Origin of the sequence: Streptoalloteichus hindustanus, from assembly GCF_900129375.1 — a bacterium.
Classification (GTDB): Bacteria; Actinomycetota; Actinomycetes; order Mycobacteriales; family Pseudonocardiaceae; genus Streptoalloteichus; species Streptoalloteichus hindustanus.
This window is the reverse complement of record NZ_FQVN01000010.1, coordinates 42346-63366: the sequence shown is the minus strand read 5'-3', so window position 1 is coordinate 63366 and position 21021 is coordinate 42346. Positions and strand designations below refer to the sequence as shown.

The following is a 21021-nucleotide window of genomic DNA, read 5'->3' as shown; positions in this document are numbered from 1 at the left end:
GACACTGGTCGATCGGAGAGGTGGCCGGACTTCGACCACCGTGAAATAATCGCCGCAACACTGGTGCAACATCCTCGATATGTAGACTCTGGTGATGAGCGTTGGGATGAGAATGCGGCCTTCATCGCGATGGCGCGAGAGGCTGTTCCGCGTCTAGTGGGAGAAGTGAGACGCCTCCGTGCCTTGCTTGCGGACAAGGAGAGTGGCTGAGAGGTGCGTTCTGTTCACGGTCCGACCATGGTTGTTCGCGACGGATCGTGACAGCTCGTAGGGGCTGCTGAGGGTAGGGGGCAGCCCTCCTTTGGCAGCTCCTGCCTGTTGTAGTTTGAGGGCTTACTGTGGATGACATCGCTCTCTCGACTTCGCTAGCCAAGGCTGGGTTGCGTCTGCTGGGATCGGTTGACGCGACTGAACCGCTTATTCCTCCGAATCTGGCGACGTTTGCCAATAGTTGCCCCGCGGAGGATGGGGCATTTGGGGGAGTGGTCGAGCTGGATGATCCGCGTCTGTGGGAAAAGGCGAACTCTGAATGGTATGGCCTAGCGCTGCGGTTCGGATTGTTCAGTGCGGTTGACCCTCGTTTTCTGGTGGCAGTCCGCTGTTCAGGTGGCGGATCGCCCCAGTGGTGGTGGGTGTGAGTCGAGTTGCTGGACGAGTGGGACATTGTCGGCGAGGGGGCGTCGACTGGCGTTTTGGGAGCCTGCTTCTGTCGACCCGCCTTCGTCATGCTGTCTCTGGATGGCGGTGTCATTTTGAGATGTGATGTCGGGGAAGTTTCCATCGATTTCAGCGTCGTGCGTGAACCTCATCATGCTCAAACCCTTGTGCGGCATGGAGAATGGATGGCAGGGTCGCCGCTTGTCGATGAAAGCATCCGCTCCGCGATAAAGCGCTGGCTGGCGAGTTATCGTTGAGCGGAAGCGTCAGTTAACGTGGGGGCGACCAGGCCGTCTGTTTCCAAGAGCTTCGGGCTCGTTCTCCTGTTGCCATTCAGTGGTTTGCGGGCTGCCTATATTTGTTGGCGTGTCGCATGAATGCCTGGGGGTGGTTTTCCAGCGAACCGGCATTGCACTTGGCGCTGGCGACGTGAGGGCGATGGTTGCCGGTGGGTGTCGGGCGCTCGAAGGTCTGCTCGCCGGAGTGGTGTTGGGGGAGGGTCGTAGGGTGGGGGTTGAGACCCCTGACCGGTGGCTTGTCCCGGGCAGGGGTGTGCCCGCTTTCCCGAGTCGCGTCCCACCACGCAGCGTCCACCCCAGGGGGAGTCCCGTGTCGCACCCCGCTCCGTTGTCCGGCCTGTTGACCGCCGCCATGGCCGACGAGGCACTTCGTGCCGTCGTCGGCGCCGCGGGCTCGTCCACCCTGGAGGTGGAGGGTCCGGCGGCGGCCCGACCCCTGGTCACCGCCGCGCTCGCCGCCAACCCCGACCGGGGCGGAGCGGGCCGGCCGGTCCTCGCGGTCACCGCCACCGGCCGCGAGGCCGAGGAACTGGCGGCCGAGCTGGCCGAACTGCTCGGCCCTGACATGGTGGCCACCTTCCCGTCATGGGAGACCCTGCCGCACGAGCGCCTGTCACCCCGGGCCGACACGGTCGGCCGTCGGCTGTCGGTCCTGCGGCGCCTGGCGCATCCCGAGGAGCACCCGGCGGGGTCGCTCTGCGTGGTCGTGACGACGGTGCGCAGCCTGATCCAGCCGCTGGCTCCTGGCCTCGGCGAGTTGGAGCCGGTGCGCATGAAGGTCGGCGACGAGCACGACTTCGAGGCGCTGGCCGAGCGGCTGACGATCCTGGCCTACAGCCGGGTGGACCTGGTGGAGAAGCGGGGCGAGTTCGCCGTGCGCGGCGGCATCCTCGACGTCTTCCCGCCGACCGCCGAGCACCCGCTGCGCGTGGAGTTCTGGGGCGATGAGGTCAGCGAGATCCGCGCGTTCTCCGTGGCCGACCAGCGGTCGCTGCCCGACCCGGTCGCCGAGCTGTTCGCCCCGCCCTGTCGGGAGTTGCTGATCACCGAGGACGTCCGGACGAAGGCCGCCGCGCTGGCCGAGGAGCACGCGGGCGACCAGCACCTCGCCGAGATGCTGGACAAGATCGCCTCGGGCATCCCGTGCGAGGGCATGGAGGCGCTGATCCCCGCCCTGTGCGTCGGCGAGCTGCGCCTGCTCACCGACGTGATGCCCGAGGGGACGCACGTCCTGCTCGCGGACCCGGAGAAGGTGCGCACCCGGGCGCACGACCTGGTGCGGACGGGGCAGGAGTTCCTGGAGGCGTCGTGGATGGCCGCCGCCGGGGGCGGCAAGGCCCCGATCGACCTCGGGGCGTCGGCCTACCGCGAGCTGGGCGAGGTCGCGACGAGCGCGCGCGACGTGGGCCTGTCCTGGTGGACGCTGAGCCAGCTCACCACCGCCGAGGCCGGCGTCATCGAGATCGAGGCTCCGGTCCGGCTGGACATCAGGAACGTGGAGGGATACCGGGGCGAGGTCGAGCGGGCCTTCGCCGACCTCCGGGCGCACACGGCCAGCGGCGGCGCGGCCGTGCTGGTCTTCCCGGGCGCGGGCACCGCGCAGCGGGTCGTCGAACAGCTCCGCGAGGCGGAGGTGTCGGCGCGGCTGGTCGACCGGCTGACCGCGCCGCCGGCTCCGGGTGTGGTCACGGTGGTGCGGGGCGCGCTGGAGGACGGCTTCCTCGCGCCCGGCGTGAACCTCGTGGTGCTCACCGAGACCGACCTGACCGGCGGTCGCGGTGGAACGTCCACAAAGGACATGCGGCGGATGCCGTCGCGGCGGCGCAACGCGGTCGACCCGCTGGCGCTCAAGCCCGGCGACTTCGTCGTCCACGAGCAGCACGGCATCGGCAAGTACGTGCAGATGGTGCAGCGCACGGTCGCCGGGGCCACCCGCGAGTACCTGGTGCTGGAGTACGCGCCCAGCAAGCGCGGCCAGCCGGGCGACCGGTTGTTCGTGCCGACCGACCAGCTCGACGAGATCTCCCGCTACGTTGGCGGCGAACTGCCGACGCTGAACAAGCTCGGCGGCGCGGACTGGAAGAACACCAAGGCCAAGGCGCGCAAGGCCGTCAAGGAGATCGCGGCCGAGCTCGTGCAGCTCTACGCCGCCCGGCAGGCCGCGCCCGGCCACGCCTTCGGCGGCGACACGCCGTGGCAGCGCGAGCTGGAGGACGCCTTCCCCTACACCGAGACGCCGGACCAGCTCTCCGCGATCGACGAGGTCAAGGGGGACATGGAGAAGGCGGTCCCGATGGACCGGGTGATCTGCGGCGACGTCGGCTACGGCAAGACCGAGATCGCGGTGCGCGCCGCGTTCAAGGCGGTGCAGGACGGCAAGCAGGTCGCGGTGCTGGTGCCCACCACGCTGCTGGCGCAGCAGCACCTGAACACCTTCACCGAGCGGATGCGGTCGTTCCCGGTGACGGTCAAGGGGTTGTCCCGGTTCACCGACCCGATGGAGTCCGAGCAGGTCGTGGCGGGCCTGGCGACCGGCGACGTCGACGTCGTCATCGGCACGCACCGGCTGTTGCAGACCGGCCTGCGGTACAAGGACCTCGGCCTGGTGATCATCGACGAGGAGCAGCGGTTCGGCGTCGAGCACAAGGAGCACATCAAGGCGCTGCGCACGCACGTCGACGTCCTCACGATGTCGGCGACGCCGATCCCGCGGACGCTGGAGATGAGCCTGGCCGGCATCCGCGAGATGTCGACGATCCTCACCCCGCCCGAGGAGCGGCACCCGGTGCTGACCTACGTCGGCGCCTACGACGAGAAGCAGGTGGCGGCGGCCGTGCGGCGCGAGCTGCTGCGCGACGGCCAGGTCTTCTTCGTGCACAACCGGGTCAGCACGATCGAGAAGGCCGCGCGCCGCATCCGGGAGCTGGTGCCGGAGGCGCGCGTGGTGACCGCGCACGGCCAGATGCACGAGGACCGCCTGGAGAAGATCATCCAGGGCTTCTGGGAGCGCGAGTTCGACGTGCTCGTGTGCACCACGATCGTCGAGACCGGCCTGGACATCTCCAACGCCAACACGCTGATCGTGGACCGCGCCGACCTGCTCGGCCTCTCCCAGCTGCACCAGCTCCGCGGCCGGGTCGGCCGGGGCCGCGAGCGCGGGTACGCGTACTTCCTGTACCCGACGGAGAAACCGCTGACCGAGACCGCGCACGACCGGCTCGCCACCATCGCCCAGAACTCGGAGCTGGGCGCGGGCATGGCGGTGGCCATGAAGGACCTGGAGATCCGCGGCGCCGGCAACATCCTCGGCGCCGAGCAGTCCGGGCACATCGCCGGCGTCGGCTTCGACCTCTACGTCCGGCTGGTCGGCGAGGCGGTGGACGCCTTCCGCCGGCACTCCGGGGCGGGCGGCGCGGCCGTCGAGGAGGAGGAGCCCGCGGAGGTGCGGGTGGACCTGCCGATCGACGCGCACATCCCGCACGACTACGTGCCGGGCGAGCGGCTGCGCCTGGAGGCGTACCGCAAGATCGCGGCGGCGGTGGACGCGGAAGGGCTGGACGCGGTGCGGGAGGAACTGGTCGACCGGTACGGCGCTCCGCCGGCGCCGGTCGAGCGCCTGCTCGCCGTCGCCGGGTTCCGGCAGGCGTGTCGTCGCCACGGTGTCACCGAGGTCGCCATGCAGGGCAACAACATCCGCATCGCGCCGTTGGAGCTGCGCGACTCGCAACTGGTGCGGATGCGGCGGCTGTACCCGCGCGCCGTCCACAAGGCGGCGACGAGGACCGTGTCGGTGCCCCGCCCCACCGAGGGCGCGGCCGGCGGGCGGATCGGCGCGCCGCCGCTGCGTGACGTCCCGTTGTTGCAGTGGTGCGCGAACTTCCTGGACTCGCTGGAGGTTCCGGCGCCGGTGACCACGGGCTGAGGCACGCCGCTCCCGCACGTCGGCCCTGGCCCATGGCCGGGGCCGACGAGCGGTGCCGCCGCCATCCCGACGGGGGAGCGCGCCACCCGGGAGAAGGGTGAAGGTTCTCGGTGAGCACCTGCTGACTCAGCGTCGCGGTCATGAGAAGGTAGGCGACTGTGACGACCGCCATCCGCCGTCCCGCCCGCCTGCTCGCCCTCGTCGTCGCCGCCGGCGCGTTGCTGGTCGGCTGCGGCTCCGGCCCCAGCCAGGTCGGCGCGGCCGCCGTCATCGGCGACTCCACCATCCCGCTGGACCACGTGCGGCAGCGGTTGGACTCGGTGTTCCACAAGGACCCGGACATCAAGTCGGACCTGCGGCGGCAGGGCACCCTCGACGTGGTGGCCCGCAACATCGTGACGCTGTCGGTGCGGCACGACCTGATCGGCAGGGCCGCCGGCCGCGAGGGGCTGTCCTACCGGGAGGACCAGGTCACCGAGCTGATCGACAAGCAGGGCGGGGCCGAGGCCGCCTCCCGGGGCACGGTCTACGACGAGCACACCTTCCGCGAGCGGGCCGCCGACCAGCTCCTGCTCGTGGAGCTGGGCAAGAAGTACCTGGACCGGCTGAGCATCACGGTGGACTACACGCAGGCCAGCTCGCGCAAGGCCGCCGAGGAGAAGGCGCGGCAGCTGGCGAACGAGCCGGCCAGGGCGCGGGAGATCATCACCAGGGACCGGGCCAGCGGGGTCCCGGCCGGGCTCAACGAGCGGCTGCGCGCGTCGGACAACCTCCAGCTCGCCTCGACGCCGTTGTTCAGCGCGGAGAAGGGCAGCGTGCTCGCGTTCCCGGTCAGCGACCGGGACGGGCAGTGGCTCGTCGCCGTGGTGCGGGAGCGGACGCTCGCGGACAGCGGGACCGCGACGGGCGTCGACGCCAAGCAGCTCGACCCCCGGCAGCTGGAGGCGATCGGCCTGCGCATGCTCGCGCCGCTGTCCGAGGAGCTGGGTGTGCGGGTGAACCCGCGCTACGGCGTGTGGGACTCGATGAGCCTGGCCGCGGTGGCCAGCGCGGAGGAGACCGGTGGCTTCCGGTTCCCGCCCCGCGAGCCCACCCCCTGAGCCCGCCTGCTGAGTCGGCCCGCGGAACTGGCCCACTGAGCCGGCGCCCGGCCGGGCGGTAAGACTGGAAGGGTGAGCGACCCCGACATGCAGGACCCCACGCCGCGGCCCGTTCCGGTCGCCGGTTGCGCCGTCGTGCTGCTCAGCGACCGCTTGGGCGCTGTGCTGCCGGCCGCCGCGTTGCCGCTGCTCCGCACCGCCGAGGCGGTGTACGCGGCAGCGGACCTGGACGACGCGCTGCGGGCCGCGATGGGCGCGCACCCGGCGCCCTCGCCCTCTGCTTTGGTACTGGAGGCCGGCGAGCGCGCGGTCGTGCTGGTCGCCGCGGACGCGGGCGAGCCGGCGGCGGCCGCGCTCCACGCCGCGGGCGCGCCGGTGCTCGGCACGCCGGAGCCGGGCGGCGCCGCGCTGTTGGACGCCGTGGCCGTGATGGACCGGCTGCGGTCGCCGGGCGGGTGCCCGTGGGACGCCGAGCAGACGCACGACTCGTTGCGGCAGTACCTCATCGAGGAGACCTACGAACTGCTGGAGGCCATCGAGGACGGCGACCGGGCCGCGCTGCGGGAGGAGCTGGGCGACGTCCTCCTCCAGGTGCTGTTCCACGCGCGGATCGCGGCCGAGGACCCGGCGGACCCCTTCTCCGTGGACGAGGTGGCGCGGGACCTGGTGGCCAAACTGGTCGGCCGGCACCCGCACGTCTTCGCCGACGGCGACCCGCACGTGCACGACGCGACCAGCCAGCAGCACCGCTGGGAGGAGCTGAAGCAGGCGGAGAAGCGGCGGGAGTCCGCGTTGGACGGTGTGGCCACCGGGCAGCCGGCGGTCGCGTTGGCGGCCAAGCTCGCGCAGCGGACCGCGCGGGCCGGGTTCCCTGCGGACCTGCTGCCGGAGGGGGAGTCGGCGGGCGAGCTGTTGTTCGTCGTCGCGGCGCTGGCCAAGCTCGCGGGCGAGGACCCGGAGGGCGAGCTGCGAGCGGTGGCGCGCGGGTTCGCCGAGCGGGTGCGGGACACCGAGCGCGTGGCGCGCGCGGCGGGGGTGGACCCGGCGACCATGGGGCCCGCCGGCTGGCGTCGGTTCTGGGCGGTCGGCGCGCGGTCCTGAACCGGCCGCGGTCTTCCATTGCCTGGCGCGGGGATCGGGCGGGCGTCCCGGGTTTTCCGTTGTCGCGTAAGGCAGTGCGGGCGGACGTGACTGTTGTGCGGGCTGGTGTTGTTTGGCGGACGGCGAAGGAATTACTTGTCAAACGCAATGCTTGAGTTATCCACAGGCAAGGGCCTGTTCCCTCGTGTGAGTGACAACTTTTCCGAGTTGTCCACAGGGGGCGGTGTTTGTGGTTTCTCGCGGGGTTCTCGCTGGATAGGCTGGAGCGGGGCTCGCCCCCCAGGGCGGGTGGGGGCTGTCCCGGGGGAGGCGGGATTTCGCGGCGCGGCGGGCCCGGAGCGAGTGGGGCGACGCCGGACGGCGGTAGGCGGGGTGGGCGAATGCCCGTTCCGCTCGCGATCACGGGGGGTAACGTCGCCATGGTGACCGGTTACCTCCGCTTCCCACATCTGCATGGTGGGCTCGTGACGTTCGTCGCCGAGGACGACGTGTGGTTGGCGCCGCTGGACGGCGGCCGGGCGTGGCGGGTCTCCGCCGACCGCGTGCCCGTCAACCACCCCCGGTTCTCGCCCGACGGCGACCGACTGGCCTGGACGAGCCACCGTGACGGCGCACCCGAGGTGCACGTGGCGGCCGTGGACGGCGGGCCAAGCCAACGGCTGACGCACTGGGGCGACCCGCGGACCAGCGTGCGCGGCTGGACTCCCGACGGCGCGGTGCTCGCCATCAGCGCCACCGGCCAGGCCTCGACCCGACGCACCTGGGCGCACGCCGTCCCGGTGGACGGCGGTCCCGCCCGGCGACTGCCGTACGGGCTGGTGAGCGAGGTCGCGTACGGCCCCGACAACGCGGTGCTGCTCGTCTCGGCCGGATTCCGGGACCCCTCGCACTGGAAGCGCTACCGCGGCGGCACGATCGGCAAGCTCTGGCTCGGCCGCGCGGACGGCGACGACGTTCCCGAGTTCCACCGCATTCTGTCCGATGTGGACGGACAGTTGCACTCGGCCGGCTGGGTCGGCGACCGCGTGGTGTTCCTGTCCGACCACGAGGGCGTCAGCAACCTCTACTCGTGTCTGCCCGACGGGTCGGACCTGCGCAAGCACAGCCACCACACGGAGTTCTACGCGCGCCACGCCACCACCGACGGCACGCGGGTGGTCTACCACTGCTCGGGCCAGCTCTGGCTGCTTGAGGACCTCTCCGCCGAGCCCCGTCCGCTGGAGGTCCGGCTCGGCGGTCCGCGGACAGCGCGCCAGCCCTACCCGGTGCGCGCGTCCAGCGAACTCGGCGAGTTCCAACCGGACCGCACCGGTCGGGCCAGCGCGGTGGAGGTGCGCGGCACCGTCCACTGGCTGACGCACCGGGACGGTCCGGCGGTCGCGCTGACGGTCGAACCCGGTGTGCGGGCGCGTCTTCCCGTCGTGCTCGGCGACAGCGGTCGCGTCGCCTGGGTGACCGACGCCAACGGCGAGGACGCGATCGAGATCGCTCCTGTGGGGGACCGGGAGTCCGCGGCCGCCCGTGGCCGCGCCGCGTCCTCCACTCAGGACGAGGGGTCGGGCGAGTCGCGGGACAGGGGCGAGAACGAGGAAAAGGGCGAGGAAAAGGACAAGGGCAAGGGCGGGGAAGAGGGCGCGGACAAGCGCAAGGGCAAGGACAGGAGCAGCGACGCCGCCGAGCGCCCTGAGCGTTCCTCGACGGCGGCGTTCGGAGAGGCGGCGGGTCCGTCGCGGGACGCGCTGCAGCCGCGCCGGCTGGCCACCGGCCAGCTCGGGCGGGTGCTGGAGCTGGTCAGCTCGCCCGACGGCCGCACGCTCGCGGTGGCCACGCACGACGGCCGGCTGCTGCTGCTCGACGTGGAGACCGCGGAGCTGCGCCAGGTCCTCGCCTCCGAGGACGGCGAGGTGCAGGACCTGGTCTTCTCCCCGGACTCGGCGTGGCTGGCCTGGTCGCACCCGGGACCGCCGCCGCTGCGCCAGATCCGCGTCCTCCGGCTGGCCGATCTGTCCATTGTGGACGTGACGTCGCTGCGGTTCCTCGACTACGAGCCGGTGTTCACCCTGGACGGCAAGCACCTGGTGTTCCTGTCGGTGCGCACCTTCGACCCGGTCTACGACGCGCACGTCTTCGACCTGTCCTTCACCGCCGGCTGCCGCCCGCACCTGGTGCCGCTGGGCGCCCGCACCCCCTCGCCGTTCGACCCGCGCCTGGGCGGCCGGCCGGCCGGCGACGCCGACGACGACGCCGGGGAGCGCGAGGGCAAGAACGGGGCGCGCAACGGCGAACCCGAGCCCGTGGTCGTCGACGTCGAGGGCATCGCGGAACGGGTGGTGCCCTTCCCCGTGCCGGCGAGCAACTACTCCTCCCTGCGCGCGGGCAAGGGAGGAGTGCTGTGGCTGCGCGAGCCGCTGAGCGGCACGCTGGGCCACGACATCGCCGGCTCGGACGCGGAGCAGCCGCGCCCGGTGCTGGAGCGGTTCGACCTCAGGGAGCTGCGCTGCGAGGAGCTCGTCGACGGCGTGGACGCCTTCGACGTCAGCGGCGACGGCGCGCGGCTCGTGCTGCGGGACCGGGGCGCGCTGCGGGTACAGCCCTCCGACCGCAAGGCGGAGCGGGACAGCGGCGCGGACGGGGTGATCGACGTCGACCTGTCCCGGATCCGGGTCCAGATCGACCCCGGCGCGGAGTGGCGGCAGTCCTACCACGAGGCCGGCCGGCTGATGCGGGACCACTTCTGGCGGGCCGACATGGGCGGCGTCGACTGGGACGCGGCGCTCGGCAGGCACGCCGCGGCGCTGGACCGCCTGGGCAGCCACGACGACCTGGTCGACCTGCTGTGGGAGGCGCAGGGCGAGCTGGCCACCTCGCACGCCTACGTCGTCCCGCCGTCGCACGGGGTCGAGTCCGGCCGGCGCCAGGGCCTGCTCGGCGCGGACCTGGAGCGGGCAGGGGACGGGACGTGGCGGGTGGCACGGGTGCTGCCCGGCGAGAGCTCCGACCCGGACGCGCGGTCGCCGCTGGCCGCGCCGGGCGTCGGCGTGCGCGCCGGCGACGTCCTGGTGGCCGTGGACGGCCGCCCGGTCGACCCGACGAGGGGCCCGGGGCCGCTGCTGGCCGGCACCGCCGGCAAACCGGTCGAGCTGGTGGTCCGGCCTGCCGACGGCGGGGCCACGCGCCGGGTGGTCGTGCGGCCGCTCGACAGCGAGGAGCAGCTCCGCTACCACGACTGGGTCGCCGGCCGGCGGCGGCACGTGCACGAGCTGTCCGAGGGCCGGGTGGGCTACCTGCACGTGCCGGACATGGTCGCGAGCGGGTGGGCGCAGCTGCACCGGGACCTGCGGCTGGAGCTGCGGCGGGAGGCGCTGGTGGTGGACGTGCGGGAGAACCGCGGCGGCCACACCTCCCAGCTCGTGGTGGAGAAGCTGGCCCGACGCGTCGTCGGCTGGGACTACGGCCGGGGCTACCGGCCGGTCAGCTACCCCATGGAAGCGCCGCGCGGCCCGGTGGTGGCGGTGGCCAACGAGTTCTCCGGGTCCGACGGCGACATCGTCAACGCGGCGATCAAGGCGCTGGGGATCGGCCCGGTGGTCGGGGTGCGCACCTGGGGCGGTGTGATCGGCATCGACTCGCGCTACCACCTGGTCGACGGCACCCTCGTCACCCAGCCCCGGTACGCGACCTGGCTCTCCGGGCCGGGCTGGGGGGTGGAGAACCACGGCGTCGACCCGGACGTCGAGGTGGTGATGACCCCGCAGGACTGGGCGACCGGCCGGGACCCGCAGCTCGACACCGCGGTGCGGCTGGCGTTGGAGACGCTGGCCGAGCGGCCGGCGGCCACCCCGCCGCCGCTGCCCCGCGACTGACCGCCGAGGTCGCGTCGGGACGTGCCGGACGACACGTCGGGGAGCCGGGAGGTGGATGTCGACCACCTCCCGGCTCCTCTCTCAGAGGGGCCGCAGGGTCGCGGTCAACCGAGCATGCGGCCCCGGTCCGGTGCCGGTGGAGCACCGCGGGCCCCACAGCCGTCGGGGCCGGGAACCCGCCGTTCGGCCCAGCATCGCCGGCCGGCATTCGGGCGATCTTCGGGGGCGGTCCGCGCCAAGGAGCCGTCCCCGACCCGCCTCGCACACGTAGCCTGGTCGGCGTGCCCATGACCGAGGCGCCGTTCCCCGCCGCGTCCCAGGCCGACAGCCCGCGCCCGCCACGCCGCCGACGTCCCCGGTCGTTCGGCTGCCTGGTGCTGGTCGCGGTCCTGCTGACCGCGTTGCTCGCCGTGGTGGCCGGCGTCGTCTGGGCGCTGAGCTCGCTCGACCGCGTGACCGGGCCGGGCCTGGCCGATCCCGTCGACCCCGCCCCGGTGGAGCCGGGGTCGGCCGCGCCGGGCTTCGGCGGCCCGCTGCCCGAGGCCGGGCAGGCCGCCGCGACCGACGAGTGGGCCCGCCGGATCTCCGAGCGGACGGGCGCCCCGGCCAGGGCGCTGACGGCCTACGTCCGCGCCGACCTGGCCATGCGCTCCCGGGCGCCGGCCTGCCACCTCTCCTGGGCCACCCTCGCCGGCATCGGGCGGATCGAGTCCAACCACGGGCGCTGGGGCGGGGCCACCCTCAACGCCGACGGCCGCCCGTCCCAGCCGATCATCGGCGTCGCCCTGGACGGCTCGCCGGGCCTGGAGGCGATCCCGGACACCGACCAGGGCCGGCTCGACGGCGACGCCCAGCACGACCGGGCCGTCGGCCCGATGCAGTTCATCCCCGCCACCTGGAAGATCTGGGCCACCGACGGCAACGGCGACGGCGTCGCCGACCCGCACAACATCGACGACGCCGCGCTGACCGCCGCCCGGTACCTCTGCGCCAACGGTAGGGACCTGGCCACCGGCCAGGGCTGGTGGGCCGGGCTCCGCTCCTACAACAACTCGGTGGAGTACGGGCAGCGCGTGTTCGGCGTGGCCGAGCGCTACGCCCGCGCCAGCGCCACGGGCTGACCGCCCGGCTCAGGAGCCGTCGTCGTCGCGCACGTTCTGCACGGCGATCCGCGCCCGGAGCTCGCCCAGCGCCTCCTGGTAGTCCGGGGTCGGGTGCATGACGGCCGCCATCCGGAGCTGGGTGTGCGCCTCGGTGAGCCGGCCCTGCCGCTCCAGCGTCCTGCCCAGCGCGAACCGGGCGTAGTGGTCGCTGGGGTCGATCTCCAGCACCCGGCGGAACGCCTGCTCGGCCCGGCGGAGCTGGGCCGACAGCAGGTAGGCGCGGGCCGCGAGGAGGTGGACGCTCCTGGCGTGCGGCGCGGCGTCGAGCACCGGGCGCAACGCGCGGAGCGCCGCCAGCGGTTGCCGCGCCGCCAGCAGCGACTCGGCCCGCCGGAACGCCTCGAACGGGGTGTCCGCGCTCATGGTTCGGCTAACGCTACGCCCGGGTGGGCTGTTCCTGGACCGCCATCTGGTGGGTGCCAGGGGCGGGCTCGGCCGCCTTCGGCGTCCGGGTGCCCAGCACGCAGGCGACCGCGCCGAGCACGAGCCCGACGACCGCCCCCACCGACGGCGTCTCGCCCAGCACCGGCCAGGAGACCAGCGCGGTCACCGAGGGGACGGCGCTGAACAGCGTGCCCGCCCGCGCGGCCCCGCCCCGCCGGACGACCTCCAGGAACAACGTCCCGCCGGCCGCCGACGCGAACACGACGAGCCACAGCACCGCCAGCGCGGCCTGCAGCGGCTCGGTGACCGTCCCCGGCTCGACCAGCGCGAGCACCCCCACCAGCGGGGTCGCGGCGACGAGCTGCACCGCGCTCGCCGCCTTCACGTCGACGCCCTGGCAGAACCGCTGCTGGTAGACCGCGCCGGCGGAGACGCCGACCAGGCCGAGCAGCGTGAGGCCGATGCCGGCGTCGATCCCGGTCTCCGCGACCCGGCCGCCCAGCGCGGCGACCACGGCCGCCACGCCCACGACCAGGCCGACCACCCGCGCCCTGCCGATCCGCTCGCGCAGCACCACGGCGGCCAGCCCCGCGATCACCACCGGGTTCAGGCCGATGACCAGCGCTGTGACCCCCGCGGGCACCCCGGCGCGCATGCCGCCGTAGACCCCGACGAACTGCACGCCCTGGAACAGCAGCCCGGACACGGCGACGTGCGCGAGCAGCCGCCCGCGCGGCCACCGGGCCCGCGTCACGGCCGCGATGCCGGCCATGAGCACGGCGGCGAGGGCGAACCGGACCGTGGTGACCAGGAACGGGGGAGCCGCCGCCACGCCGAGCGCGCCGGCCAGGTAGCTCGTGGCCCAGATCAGGATCGTGAGCGCCGCGAGGCCGGGGGGAATCCGCATGCGGACAAGCGTCGCCGCGCCGTCCCCGCGCTGTCCAACAACGATCAGCGATCGCGATCGATCAGTGAACGTGATCGGTCAGCGGACGTGATCGGTCGCGGTAGCCTTCGCCCCGTGGCGCCGGTCCTGGACATCGTCCCGTTGCGCAGCCTGGTCGCGGTGGCCGACTGCGGCGGCTTCCACCGCGCCGCCGCCGCGCTGCACCTGACCCAGTCCGCGGTGAGCCAGCACGTCCGGCGGCTCGAACGCGTGCTCGGCCGGCCGGTCGTGCGCCGGGAGGGCCGTCGGTTCCGGTTCACGCCGACCGGGGAGGCGCTGCTGGCCGAGGCCCGCCGCCTGCTGAGCGTGCACGACGAGATGATCCGGCGGCTCGACGTGGAGCGTCCGGGAACCCTCGTCGTCGGCTCCACCGAGTACGCCGCCGACCAGCTCCTCCCGGAACTGGCCGCCGCGCTGCGCCACGCGCTGCCCGGCGCCGAGGTGCGGTTCCGGCTCGACCACAGCGCCCGGCTGGCCGAGGCGGTCGAGCAGGGGGTCGTCGACCTCGCCGTGCTGCTCGGCGGCCCCACCGGCGGCCGGACGCGCGCGGCGGGCGTGCTGCCGCTCGCCTGGTTCGCCGCACCCGACTGGCGGCCGCTCCCCGGGCGGCCGCTGCCGGTCGTCGCCTACCACGAGCCCTGCGTGCTGCGCCGGATCGCCGTGGAGACCCTCACCGCCGCCGGCATCCCGCTCGACGTCGTCGTCGAGGCCGCGGACCTCGCCGGCGTGCAGGCCGCCGCCAGGGCCGGGCTCGGCGTCACGCTGCTGCCCGCCGGCTCCCGCCGACCCGAGGGGCTGGCCCCGTGGTCGGAACTGCCCCCGGTGCCGCTGCGCCCGCTGCGGGTCCGGGTGCGCAGGGGCCTGCCCGTCGACCTGGCCCGCGACGCCGCCGCGGCCGTCCGCGTCGCCCTCGGCACCGCCGGCCGCCACCCGGTCGAGACCCCCGCCGCCGCCGTCCGGTGACCCCGGCGCTCACCTCGTCACGGGTTGTGACGTGCGTCGGGCACCGCGCGTCCCCGACCCGGACGACCGACGGGGCCGACTAGGCTCGCCCCCGGTTGTGGCAGTCCGCACGCTGGTAAGGAGCGCACGTGGCGGTCATCGAGCAGGTCGGCGCCCGCGAGATCCTGGATTCTCGCGGCAACCCCACGGTCGAGGTCGAGGTCGCGCTGGACGACGGCACCCTGGCCCGCGCGGCGGTGCCCAGCGGCGCCTCGACCGGCGAGCACGAGGCGGTGGAGCTGCGGGACGGCGACACCGACCGCTACGCCGGCAAGGGCGTCGAGAAGGCGGTCTCGGCCGTGCTCGACGAGATCGGCCCCGAGCTGGTCGGCGTCGAGGCGGTGGAGCAGCGGGTCATCGACCAGAAGCTGATCGACCTCGACGGCACCCCGGACAAGTCCCGCCTGGGCGCCAACGCGATCCTCGGCGTGTCGCTGGCCGTGGCCAAGGCCGCGGCCGAGTCCAGCGGCCTGGAGCTGTTCCGCTACGTCGGCGGCCCGAACGCGCACCTGCTGCCGGTGCCGATGATGAACATCCTCAACGGGGGCGCCCACGCCGACAACGACGTGGACATCCAGGAGTTCATGATGGTCCCGATCGGCGCCGAGTCCTTCCGGGAGGCGCTGCGCTGGGGCTCCGAGGTCTACCACGCGCTGAAGTCGGTGCTGAAGTCCCGCGGCCTGGCCACCGGTCTCGGCGACGAGGGCGGCTTCGCGCCGGAGCTGTCCAGCAACCGCGAGGCCCTGGACCTCATCGCCGCCGGGGTCGACAAGGCCGGCTACAAGCTGGGCCGCGACATCGTGCTCGCGCTCGACGCGGCCGCCACCGAGTTCTACGCCGACGGCGCCTACACGTTCGAGAAGTCGAAGCGCAGCGCCGAGCAGATGGCGGCGTACTACACCGAGCTGGCTGACGCCTACCCGCTGGTCTCCATCGAGGACCCGCTGGCCGAGGACGACTGGGACGGCTGGGTGCGGCTGACCGCGGAGCTGGGCGAGCGCGTCCAGCTCGTGGGCGACGACCTGTTCGTCACCAACCCGGAGCGGCTGGAGGAGGGCATCTCGCGGCGCGCGGGCAACGCCCTGCTGGTCAAGGTCAACCAGATCGGCACGCTCTCCGAGACGCTGGACGCCGTCACCCTGGCGCACTCCTGCGGCTACCGGACGGTGATGAGCCACCGCTCCGGCGAGACCGAGGACACCACCATCGCCGACCTCGCGGTGGCCGTCGGCTCCGGCCAGATCAAGACCGGCGCCCCGGCGCGCAGCGAGCGGGTGGCCAAGTACAACCAGCTGCTCCGCATCGAGGAGGCGCTCGGCGACGCGGCCCGCTACGCCGGCGAGCTGGCCTTCCCTCGGTACAGCCCGGAGAGCTGATCCCGGCATGACCGGGCGCGAGCAGGACCGGGAGCGGCGCCGCCGGCGGGGCGACCCCTCGTCGGCGCGCCGCCCCGAGCGCGCCCGCCGCACGACGCGCGGCGGGCGCGACGGCGCCCGCACCGGCGGCTTCCCGCCGCCGTGGCGGCGCCAGCGCGTCGGCCCCGGCACCGGGGGCGCGTTCGGGTTGTCCTCCACCCGGCGCGCCGCGCTGCTCGCGCTCGTCGTGTGCGCGCTGGCGTTGAGCGTGGCGGTGCCGTTGCGCACCTACCTCAGCCAGCGGGCCGCGGTGCAGGAGGAACAGCGTCGCCAGGGCGACCTGCGACGCGAGGTGGAGGAGCTGCGCAAACGCAGGGACCAGCTGGACGACCCCGCGCAGGTGGAGGCCGAGGCCCGGCGTCGGCTGCGGTTCGTCCGGCCGGGCGAGACGCCCTACGTCGTGCAGCTCCCGCCGAGCCAGCAGGCGCGCCCCACCCAGCACCAGCCGGAGGGCGAGCGCGCAGAGTGGTACACGGAGCTGTGGAACTCGATTTCGGGGAGTGGGTCGTGACGGGGCAGGAACCCGAGCCGGTGGCGCGGCCGCCGCACCTGGAGCCGGTGAGCGAGGCCGACCGGGCGGCGATCCAGGCCCAGCTCGGCCGCCCGCCCCGCGCGTTGCGGGCGGTCGCGCACCGCTGCGGCTGCGGCCTGCCCACGGTCGTGCAGACCAGCCCCCGGCTGGAGGACGGCACCCCCTTCCCCACGCTGTACTACCTGACCTGCCCGAAGCTGGCCGGGATGATCAGCACGCTGGAGGCGTCCGGGCTGATGCGGGAGATGACCGACCGGCTCGCCGAGGACGAGGAGCTGGCCGGTCGGTACCGCGCGGCGCACGAGTCCTACCTCGCGCAGCGCGACGCGCTGGACCCGCTCGGCACCGCGGTCACGGCCGGCGGCATGCCCGGCCGGGTGAAGTGCCTGCACGCCCTGGTGGCGCACTCGCTGGCCATGGGGCCCGGGGTCAACCCGTTCGGCGACGAGGCGCTGGAGCTCCTCGGCGACTGGTGGCGGACCGGGAGCTGCGTCCACACCGCCTGACCCCGGTCGAGCGCCGGCGCCGCGTTCCGCGCGTCAGAAGTGGGTCGCGTCGCCCGGGTGTCGGATGGTTCGCTGTGCCGACGGCGCACGGTGTGCCGCGCACGGCTCGCGGCGACCTCCGCGGTGTCGTGGGTGGACGCGAGAGCCCGCGAGAGCCGCTGATCGGCGGGTTGCGCCGCACCACCGCTCCTGCTGGTCTGGGGCATGTCGCTCGCCTGGGGGATCGGTGTTCGCGGGGCGCGCGTGGACACGCCGGGGGAGACGTGCGGCCCGGGACATCCTCCGGTGAGATGTGGTGACAGTGCGTGGCACGTCCGGCACGCTGTCCCCAGCACACGTGGCACACACAGCACAGCCGGCACAGTGGGCACCAGAAGCAAGCGAGCACCAGAAGCAAGCCAGCACGAAGAGCAGTGAGCTCCAGAAGCAAGTGAGCACGGGAAGCAGCGCGGGAACGTCGGGCGCGGGGCGGCGGTGACGTCGTGGCCGGCCCGGACGGTTCGAGGAGGGTGTGGGCATTCGTGGCAGCGCCGCTCGGGAAGGCAGGCAGAAGATCGCGTCGGCGGTTGTCCCGTCGGCGTCACCGACTCGGAGGAGCGGCGGCCATCCTCGGCGCCCTGATGGTGCCGGTCGCCGTCGCGGGCACCGGAACCGTGGGCCTGCTGCCCGCGGCCGACGGCAATCCGCTCGGCCTGGGGATGCCCGGCGCGGGTGACGTCCTCGCCGTGCTGAACGCCAGCAACAGCTCGGAACTCGGCGCGGCCGGCCGGCTTCCGTCCGCCGAGGACGTCAGCCCCGACCTGCTGGGCGACGTCGACACCGGCGACCTGGACACCGACGGCGGTCCGCTGTCCACCGTCCCCAGTGGACCGCTGGGCCTGCCCGGCGTCATGTTGCAGGCGTACCAGCGGGCCGAGCGCGCGTTGGCCCAGACCCAGCCCGGCTGCGGCCTGCACTGGTCGGTCCTCGCCGGCATCGGCCGCATCGAGTCCGGGCACGCCGGGGGCGGCCGGGTCGACTCGACCGGAAGGACGCTCAGGCCCATCCTGGGGCCGCAGCTGTCCGGCGGTCCGGGCATGGCGGCCATCCGGGACACCGACGGCGGCCGGTTCGACGGCGACACGACCTGGGACCGCGCGGTCGGCCCGATGCAGTTCATCCCCTCCACCTGGGCCTACTACGCCTCGGACGGCAACGGCGACGGCAAGAGCGACCCGCACAACGTCTTCGACGCGGCGCTGGCGGCCGGGAAGTACCTCTGCGCCTACAACGCCAACCTCCGGGACCCGCGCCAGCTCGCCGCCGCGGTCTTCCGCTACAACCACTCCAACGAGTACGTCCGGGACGTCCTGAGCTGGGCGAAGGCGTACGCCGCCGGGGTCACGCCGCTGGAGGTCGAGCCCGGCCCCGCCGGCGAGCACGTGGTGGCCTTCCCGCCGCCGCAGGCGCGCCCCGGCGACCCCGCGGCGCAGGGCGGCGGTGACCCCTCCGGACAGGGCGGGGGCGCGCCGTCCCAGCCCGGCCAGAGCAGTTCCTCGTCGGCGTCGTCGACACCGTCGAGCACCACCGGGTCGTCCACCAGCAGCTCTTCGTCGCCGTCGAGCACCACGAGCACGACCACCACCACGACGACGACAACCACCACCACGACCACCCCGACGACGACCACGCCGAGCTGCACGACCCCGACGACGACCACGGGCACCTCGACGTCGACCAGCACGACGACGACCACGCCCGCGCCGCCGACGGGCTCGTCGACGTCGTCGGCGCCGTGCGTGCCGACCACGAGCCCGACGGCGCCGTCGACCGGCACGACCACCGGCGGCACGACGCCGACCACCTCGCCCAAGGTCATGCCGACCCGCTGACACCACGACGACCCGCGACGTCCGCGCTCTCTATGGTGGTGGGGAAACCCCTCACCACCGGGAGGACGCCGATGTCGCGGGTCGCCGCCATCGACTGCGGGACGAACTCGATCCGCCTGCTGGTCGCGGACGTCACCACCAGGGACGACGGCTCGCACTGGTTGCGCGACGTGCACCGCGAGATGCGCGTCGTCCGCCTGGGCGAGGGCGTGGACGCCACCGGCGTGCTGTCCCCGGACGCGTTGCGGCGCACGGCCGACGCGCTGGCGGACTACACGCGGGTGCTGCACCGCAAGGGCGCCGAGCGCGTGCGCATGGTGGCCACCTCGGCCACCCGGGACGCCGCGAACCGCGAGGACTTCTTCGGCATGGTGCGGCAGGTGCTCGGCGTCGACGCCGAGGTGATCTCCGGTGACGAGGAGGCGCGGCTGTCGTTCACCGGCGCGGTGGGCGACCTGGAGCCGGAGGACGGCCCGTTCGTCGTCGCCGACGTCGGCGGTGGCTCGACCGAGCTGGTGCTCGGCACGTGGGACGGCGCGAAGGCGCTGGTGGAGGCGGCCCGGTCGGTGGACGTCGGGTGCGTGCGGATCACGGAGCGGTGCCTGCGGTCCGACCCGCCCACGGCCGAGGAGGTCGCCGACGCGGAGCGGGTCGTGCGCGAGGTGCTGGCCGAGGCGTTCGACGCGGTGCCCGTGGAGCACGCCCGCACGTGGGTGGGGGTCGCCGGAACGGTGACGACGCTCTCGGCGCTGGTCCAGGAGCTGCCCGAGTACGACTCCGAGCGCACCCACCTGTCCCGGCTGTCCCTGGACCAGGTGCGGTCCACCACCGATCACCTGCTCGCGATCCCGCACGACGAGCGGGCCCGCTACGGGTGCGTCCACCCCGGCCGGGTGGACGTGATCGGCGGCGGCTCGCTGGTGGTGAAGGTCCTGGCCGAGGAGCTGTCCCGCCGGGCGGGGATCACCGAGCTGGTGGTCAGCGAGCACGACATCCTGGACGGCATCGCCCTGTCCGTCGCGTGACCCGCGCTGACCACTGCCGGGGTAAGCCCACGGCCACCAGACGAAGGACGGCCCGCCGGTCCGCGTGATGGCAGCCGAGACCACGCGGCCGTAATGCCGGCCGCCGCACCTCTTCGGGTTACCCCGTCACCCACACGCACAGTTGCGAGTCCGGCTCCGCTGGCGCCTCATGGCCGAGGGACGTCCGTGTCCGAACCGGACGCGGGCGCCCGGAACGGGACTTCGGTCCCGCCGTGGCACGGAGGTGGCCGTGAGCGACCGGACACGGGACTGACGCGGGGATCGGGGCGGTCCCCATGGGCAGGGCGAAGAGCGGTGCTGGCGCGGGCGTCGGCGTGGGCACCGGCGCGGGCGTCGACGCGGACGAGCGGCGGCAGCTGACCCGGCAGTTCGGCGTGCCGCTGGCGGGCCTCGGCGTCTCGGTCGCGCTCGTCGTCTACTTCGGACGGGAGTGGGCCAGGGCGCACGCCAGGGCGCTGGGCCTGCACGAGGGCGTCCTCGGAACGTCCACAGAGGACTACCTGGCGCGCGGTCTGGTGGCGATGGTCCCGGCGTTCCTGGTGGTCGGCGCGGTCGGGCTCGGCTGGGCCTGGCTGGACCGCCGGGTGCGGCCGTGGTGGCGGCACGCCCGGCCGGGGCCCGTGCTCGGCCCCGCGCTGGCGGTGCTCGCCGGCTCCTGGCTGCTGCTGCCGATGGTCGCGACCCTGGTCGGCCGGGTCCAGCCGGGGCTCGGGCACGTCCTGCTCCCGCTGTCCTTCGGGGTCGGGCCGCTGGTCTCGGTCTACGTCCTGCACCTGGAGCACGTGGCGCGGCGGGACGTCGAGCCGCGGTGGCGACGCACCCTGGTCGCGTCCTTCACCGTGGCGGTCGTGCTGGTGAGCCTGCTGTGGACCACCAGGAACTACGCCGACCTCCTCGGTCGCGGCTGGGCGGACGAGTTCCCGGCCCGGTTGGCCGAGCAGGCGCAGGTGGTGGTGTACAGCGCGGAGCGGCTGCACCTCACCGCGCCGAGGGTCGACGAGGAGCGCCTGGAAGGCGACGCCTCGCGTTACCGCTACCGCTACAGCGGGCTGCGGTTCCTGGACTTCGCCAACGGCCGCTACTTCCTGGTCTCCGACGGCTGGATGCCGCAGTTCGGGGTCGTGCTGGTGCTGTCGGCCAACGACCCCTCGGTGCGGTTGGAGTTCGTGCGCGACTCGCGGGTGCCGTGAGCGGGGGCGCCACGGGAAGGAGGC

15 protein-coding genes are annotated in these 21021 nt (G+C 73.7%); 13 read left to right on the top strand and 2 right to left on the bottom strand.

Going from position 1 to position 21021, the window contains the following annotated elements:
• The first annotated feature begins 644 nt into the window (after positions 1-644).
• The 6 genes from BUE43_RS35370 (at position 645) to BUE43_RS26265 (ending at position 12063) form a co-directional block, all read left to right on the top strand.
• Positions 645-914: a hypothetical protein gene (locus BUE43_RS35370; protein ID WP_234995938.1), complete on the top strand. Its 270-nt coding sequence runs from the start codon at positions 645-647 to the stop codon at positions 912-914.
• Positions 915-1266: 352 nt separating this feature from the next.
• Positions 1267-4878, top strand: coding sequence for a transcription-repair coupling factor (gene mfd, locus BUE43_RS26285; protein WP_073488294.1), 3612 nt, complete (start codon positions 1267-1269; stop codon positions 4876-4878).
• 158 nt (positions 4879-5036) lie between these two features.
• The gene (locus BUE43_RS26280; protein WP_083960177.1) at positions 5037-5978 is read left to right on the top strand and encodes a hypothetical protein; all 942 of its coding nucleotides are present in this window, start codon (positions 5037-5039) and stop codon (positions 5976-5978) included.
• Positions 5979-6065: 87 nt separating this feature from the next.
• Positions 6066-7079: a nucleoside triphosphate pyrophosphohydrolase gene (locus tag BUE43_RS26275; protein WP_073488495.1), complete on the top strand. Its 1014-nt coding sequence runs from the start codon at positions 6066-6068 to the stop codon at positions 7077-7079.
• Positions 7080-7459: 380 nt separating this feature from the next.
• A complete protein-coding gene (locus BUE43_RS32990) occupies positions 7460-10942 on the top strand; it encodes a S41 family peptidase (RefSeq protein WP_234995937.1) in 3483 nt (1160 codons plus the stop codon).
• 287 nt (positions 10943-11229) lie between these two features.
• Positions 11230-12063 carry a lytic transglycosylase domain-containing protein gene (locus BUE43_RS26265; protein WP_143174403.1) on the top strand — a complete coding sequence of 278 codons (834 nt, stop codon included), beginning with the start codon at positions 11230-11232 and terminating at the stop codon, positions 12061-12063.
• Positions 12064-12072: 9 nt separating this feature from the next.
• Here BUE43_RS26265 and BUE43_RS26260 read toward each other — a convergent pair whose 3' ends face one another.
• Both BUE43_RS26260 and BUE43_RS26255 read right to left on the bottom strand, forming a co-directional pair.
• A complete protein-coding gene (locus tag BUE43_RS26260; protein ID WP_073488288.1) occupies positions 12073-12468 on the bottom strand; it encodes a tetratricopeptide repeat protein in 396 nt (131 codons plus the stop codon).
• Between the two features lie 13 nt (positions 12469-12481).
• Complete coding sequence (locus tag BUE43_RS26255) at positions 12482-13396, bottom strand: DMT family transporter (protein ID WP_073488285.1); 915 nt, start codon at positions 13394-13396, stop codon at positions 12482-12484.
• A 114-nt stretch (positions 13397-13510) separates the two neighbouring features.
• On the opposite strand from BUE43_RS26255, the gene BUE43_RS26250 reads away from it, so the two are divergent.
• From BUE43_RS26250 to BUE43_RS26220, 7 genes are all read left to right on the top strand, one after another.
• Positions 13511-14398 (top strand): LysR substrate-binding domain-containing protein, encoded by an 888-nt coding sequence (locus tag BUE43_RS26250; protein WP_073488282.1) that lies wholly within the window; start codon positions 13511-13513, stop codon positions 14396-14398.
• Positions 14399-14526: 128 nt separating this feature from the next.
• The gene (eno, locus tag BUE43_RS26245) at positions 14527-15813 is read left to right on the top strand and encodes a phosphopyruvate hydratase (RefSeq protein WP_073488279.1); all 1287 of its coding nucleotides are present in this window, start codon (positions 14527-14529) and stop codon (positions 15811-15813) included.
• 7 nt (positions 15814-15820) lie between these two features.
• Entirely contained in the window at positions 15821-16363 is a 543-nt protein-coding gene (locus BUE43_RS26240) for an FtsB family cell division protein (protein ID WP_073488276.1), read from the top strand.
• Positions 16360-16890 carry a DUF501 domain-containing protein gene (locus BUE43_RS26235; protein WP_234995936.1) on the top strand — a complete coding sequence of 177 codons (531 nt, stop codon included), beginning with the start codon at positions 16360-16362 and terminating at the stop codon, positions 16888-16890. Before BUE43_RS26240 ends, BUE43_RS26235 begins: the two co-directional genes overlap by 4 nt.
• Positions 16891-17456: 566 nt before the next feature.
• Positions 17457-18761, top strand: coding sequence for a lytic transglycosylase domain-containing protein (locus BUE43_RS26230; protein ID WP_143174397.1), 1305 nt, complete (start codon positions 17457-17459; stop codon positions 18759-18761).
• 71 nt (positions 18762-18832) lie between these two features.
• Positions 18833-19786 (top strand): Ppx/GppA phosphatase family protein, encoded by a 954-nt coding sequence (locus tag BUE43_RS26225; protein ID WP_073488270.1) that lies wholly within the window; start codon positions 18833-18835, stop codon positions 19784-19786.
• 296 nt (positions 19787-20082) lie between these two features.
• Positions 20083-20997 carry a hypothetical protein gene (locus BUE43_RS26220; protein ID WP_073488267.1) on the top strand — a complete coding sequence of 305 codons (915 nt, stop codon included), beginning with the start codon at positions 20083-20085 and terminating at the stop codon, positions 20995-20997.
• The last annotated feature ends 24 nt before the right edge of the window (positions 20998-21021 follow it).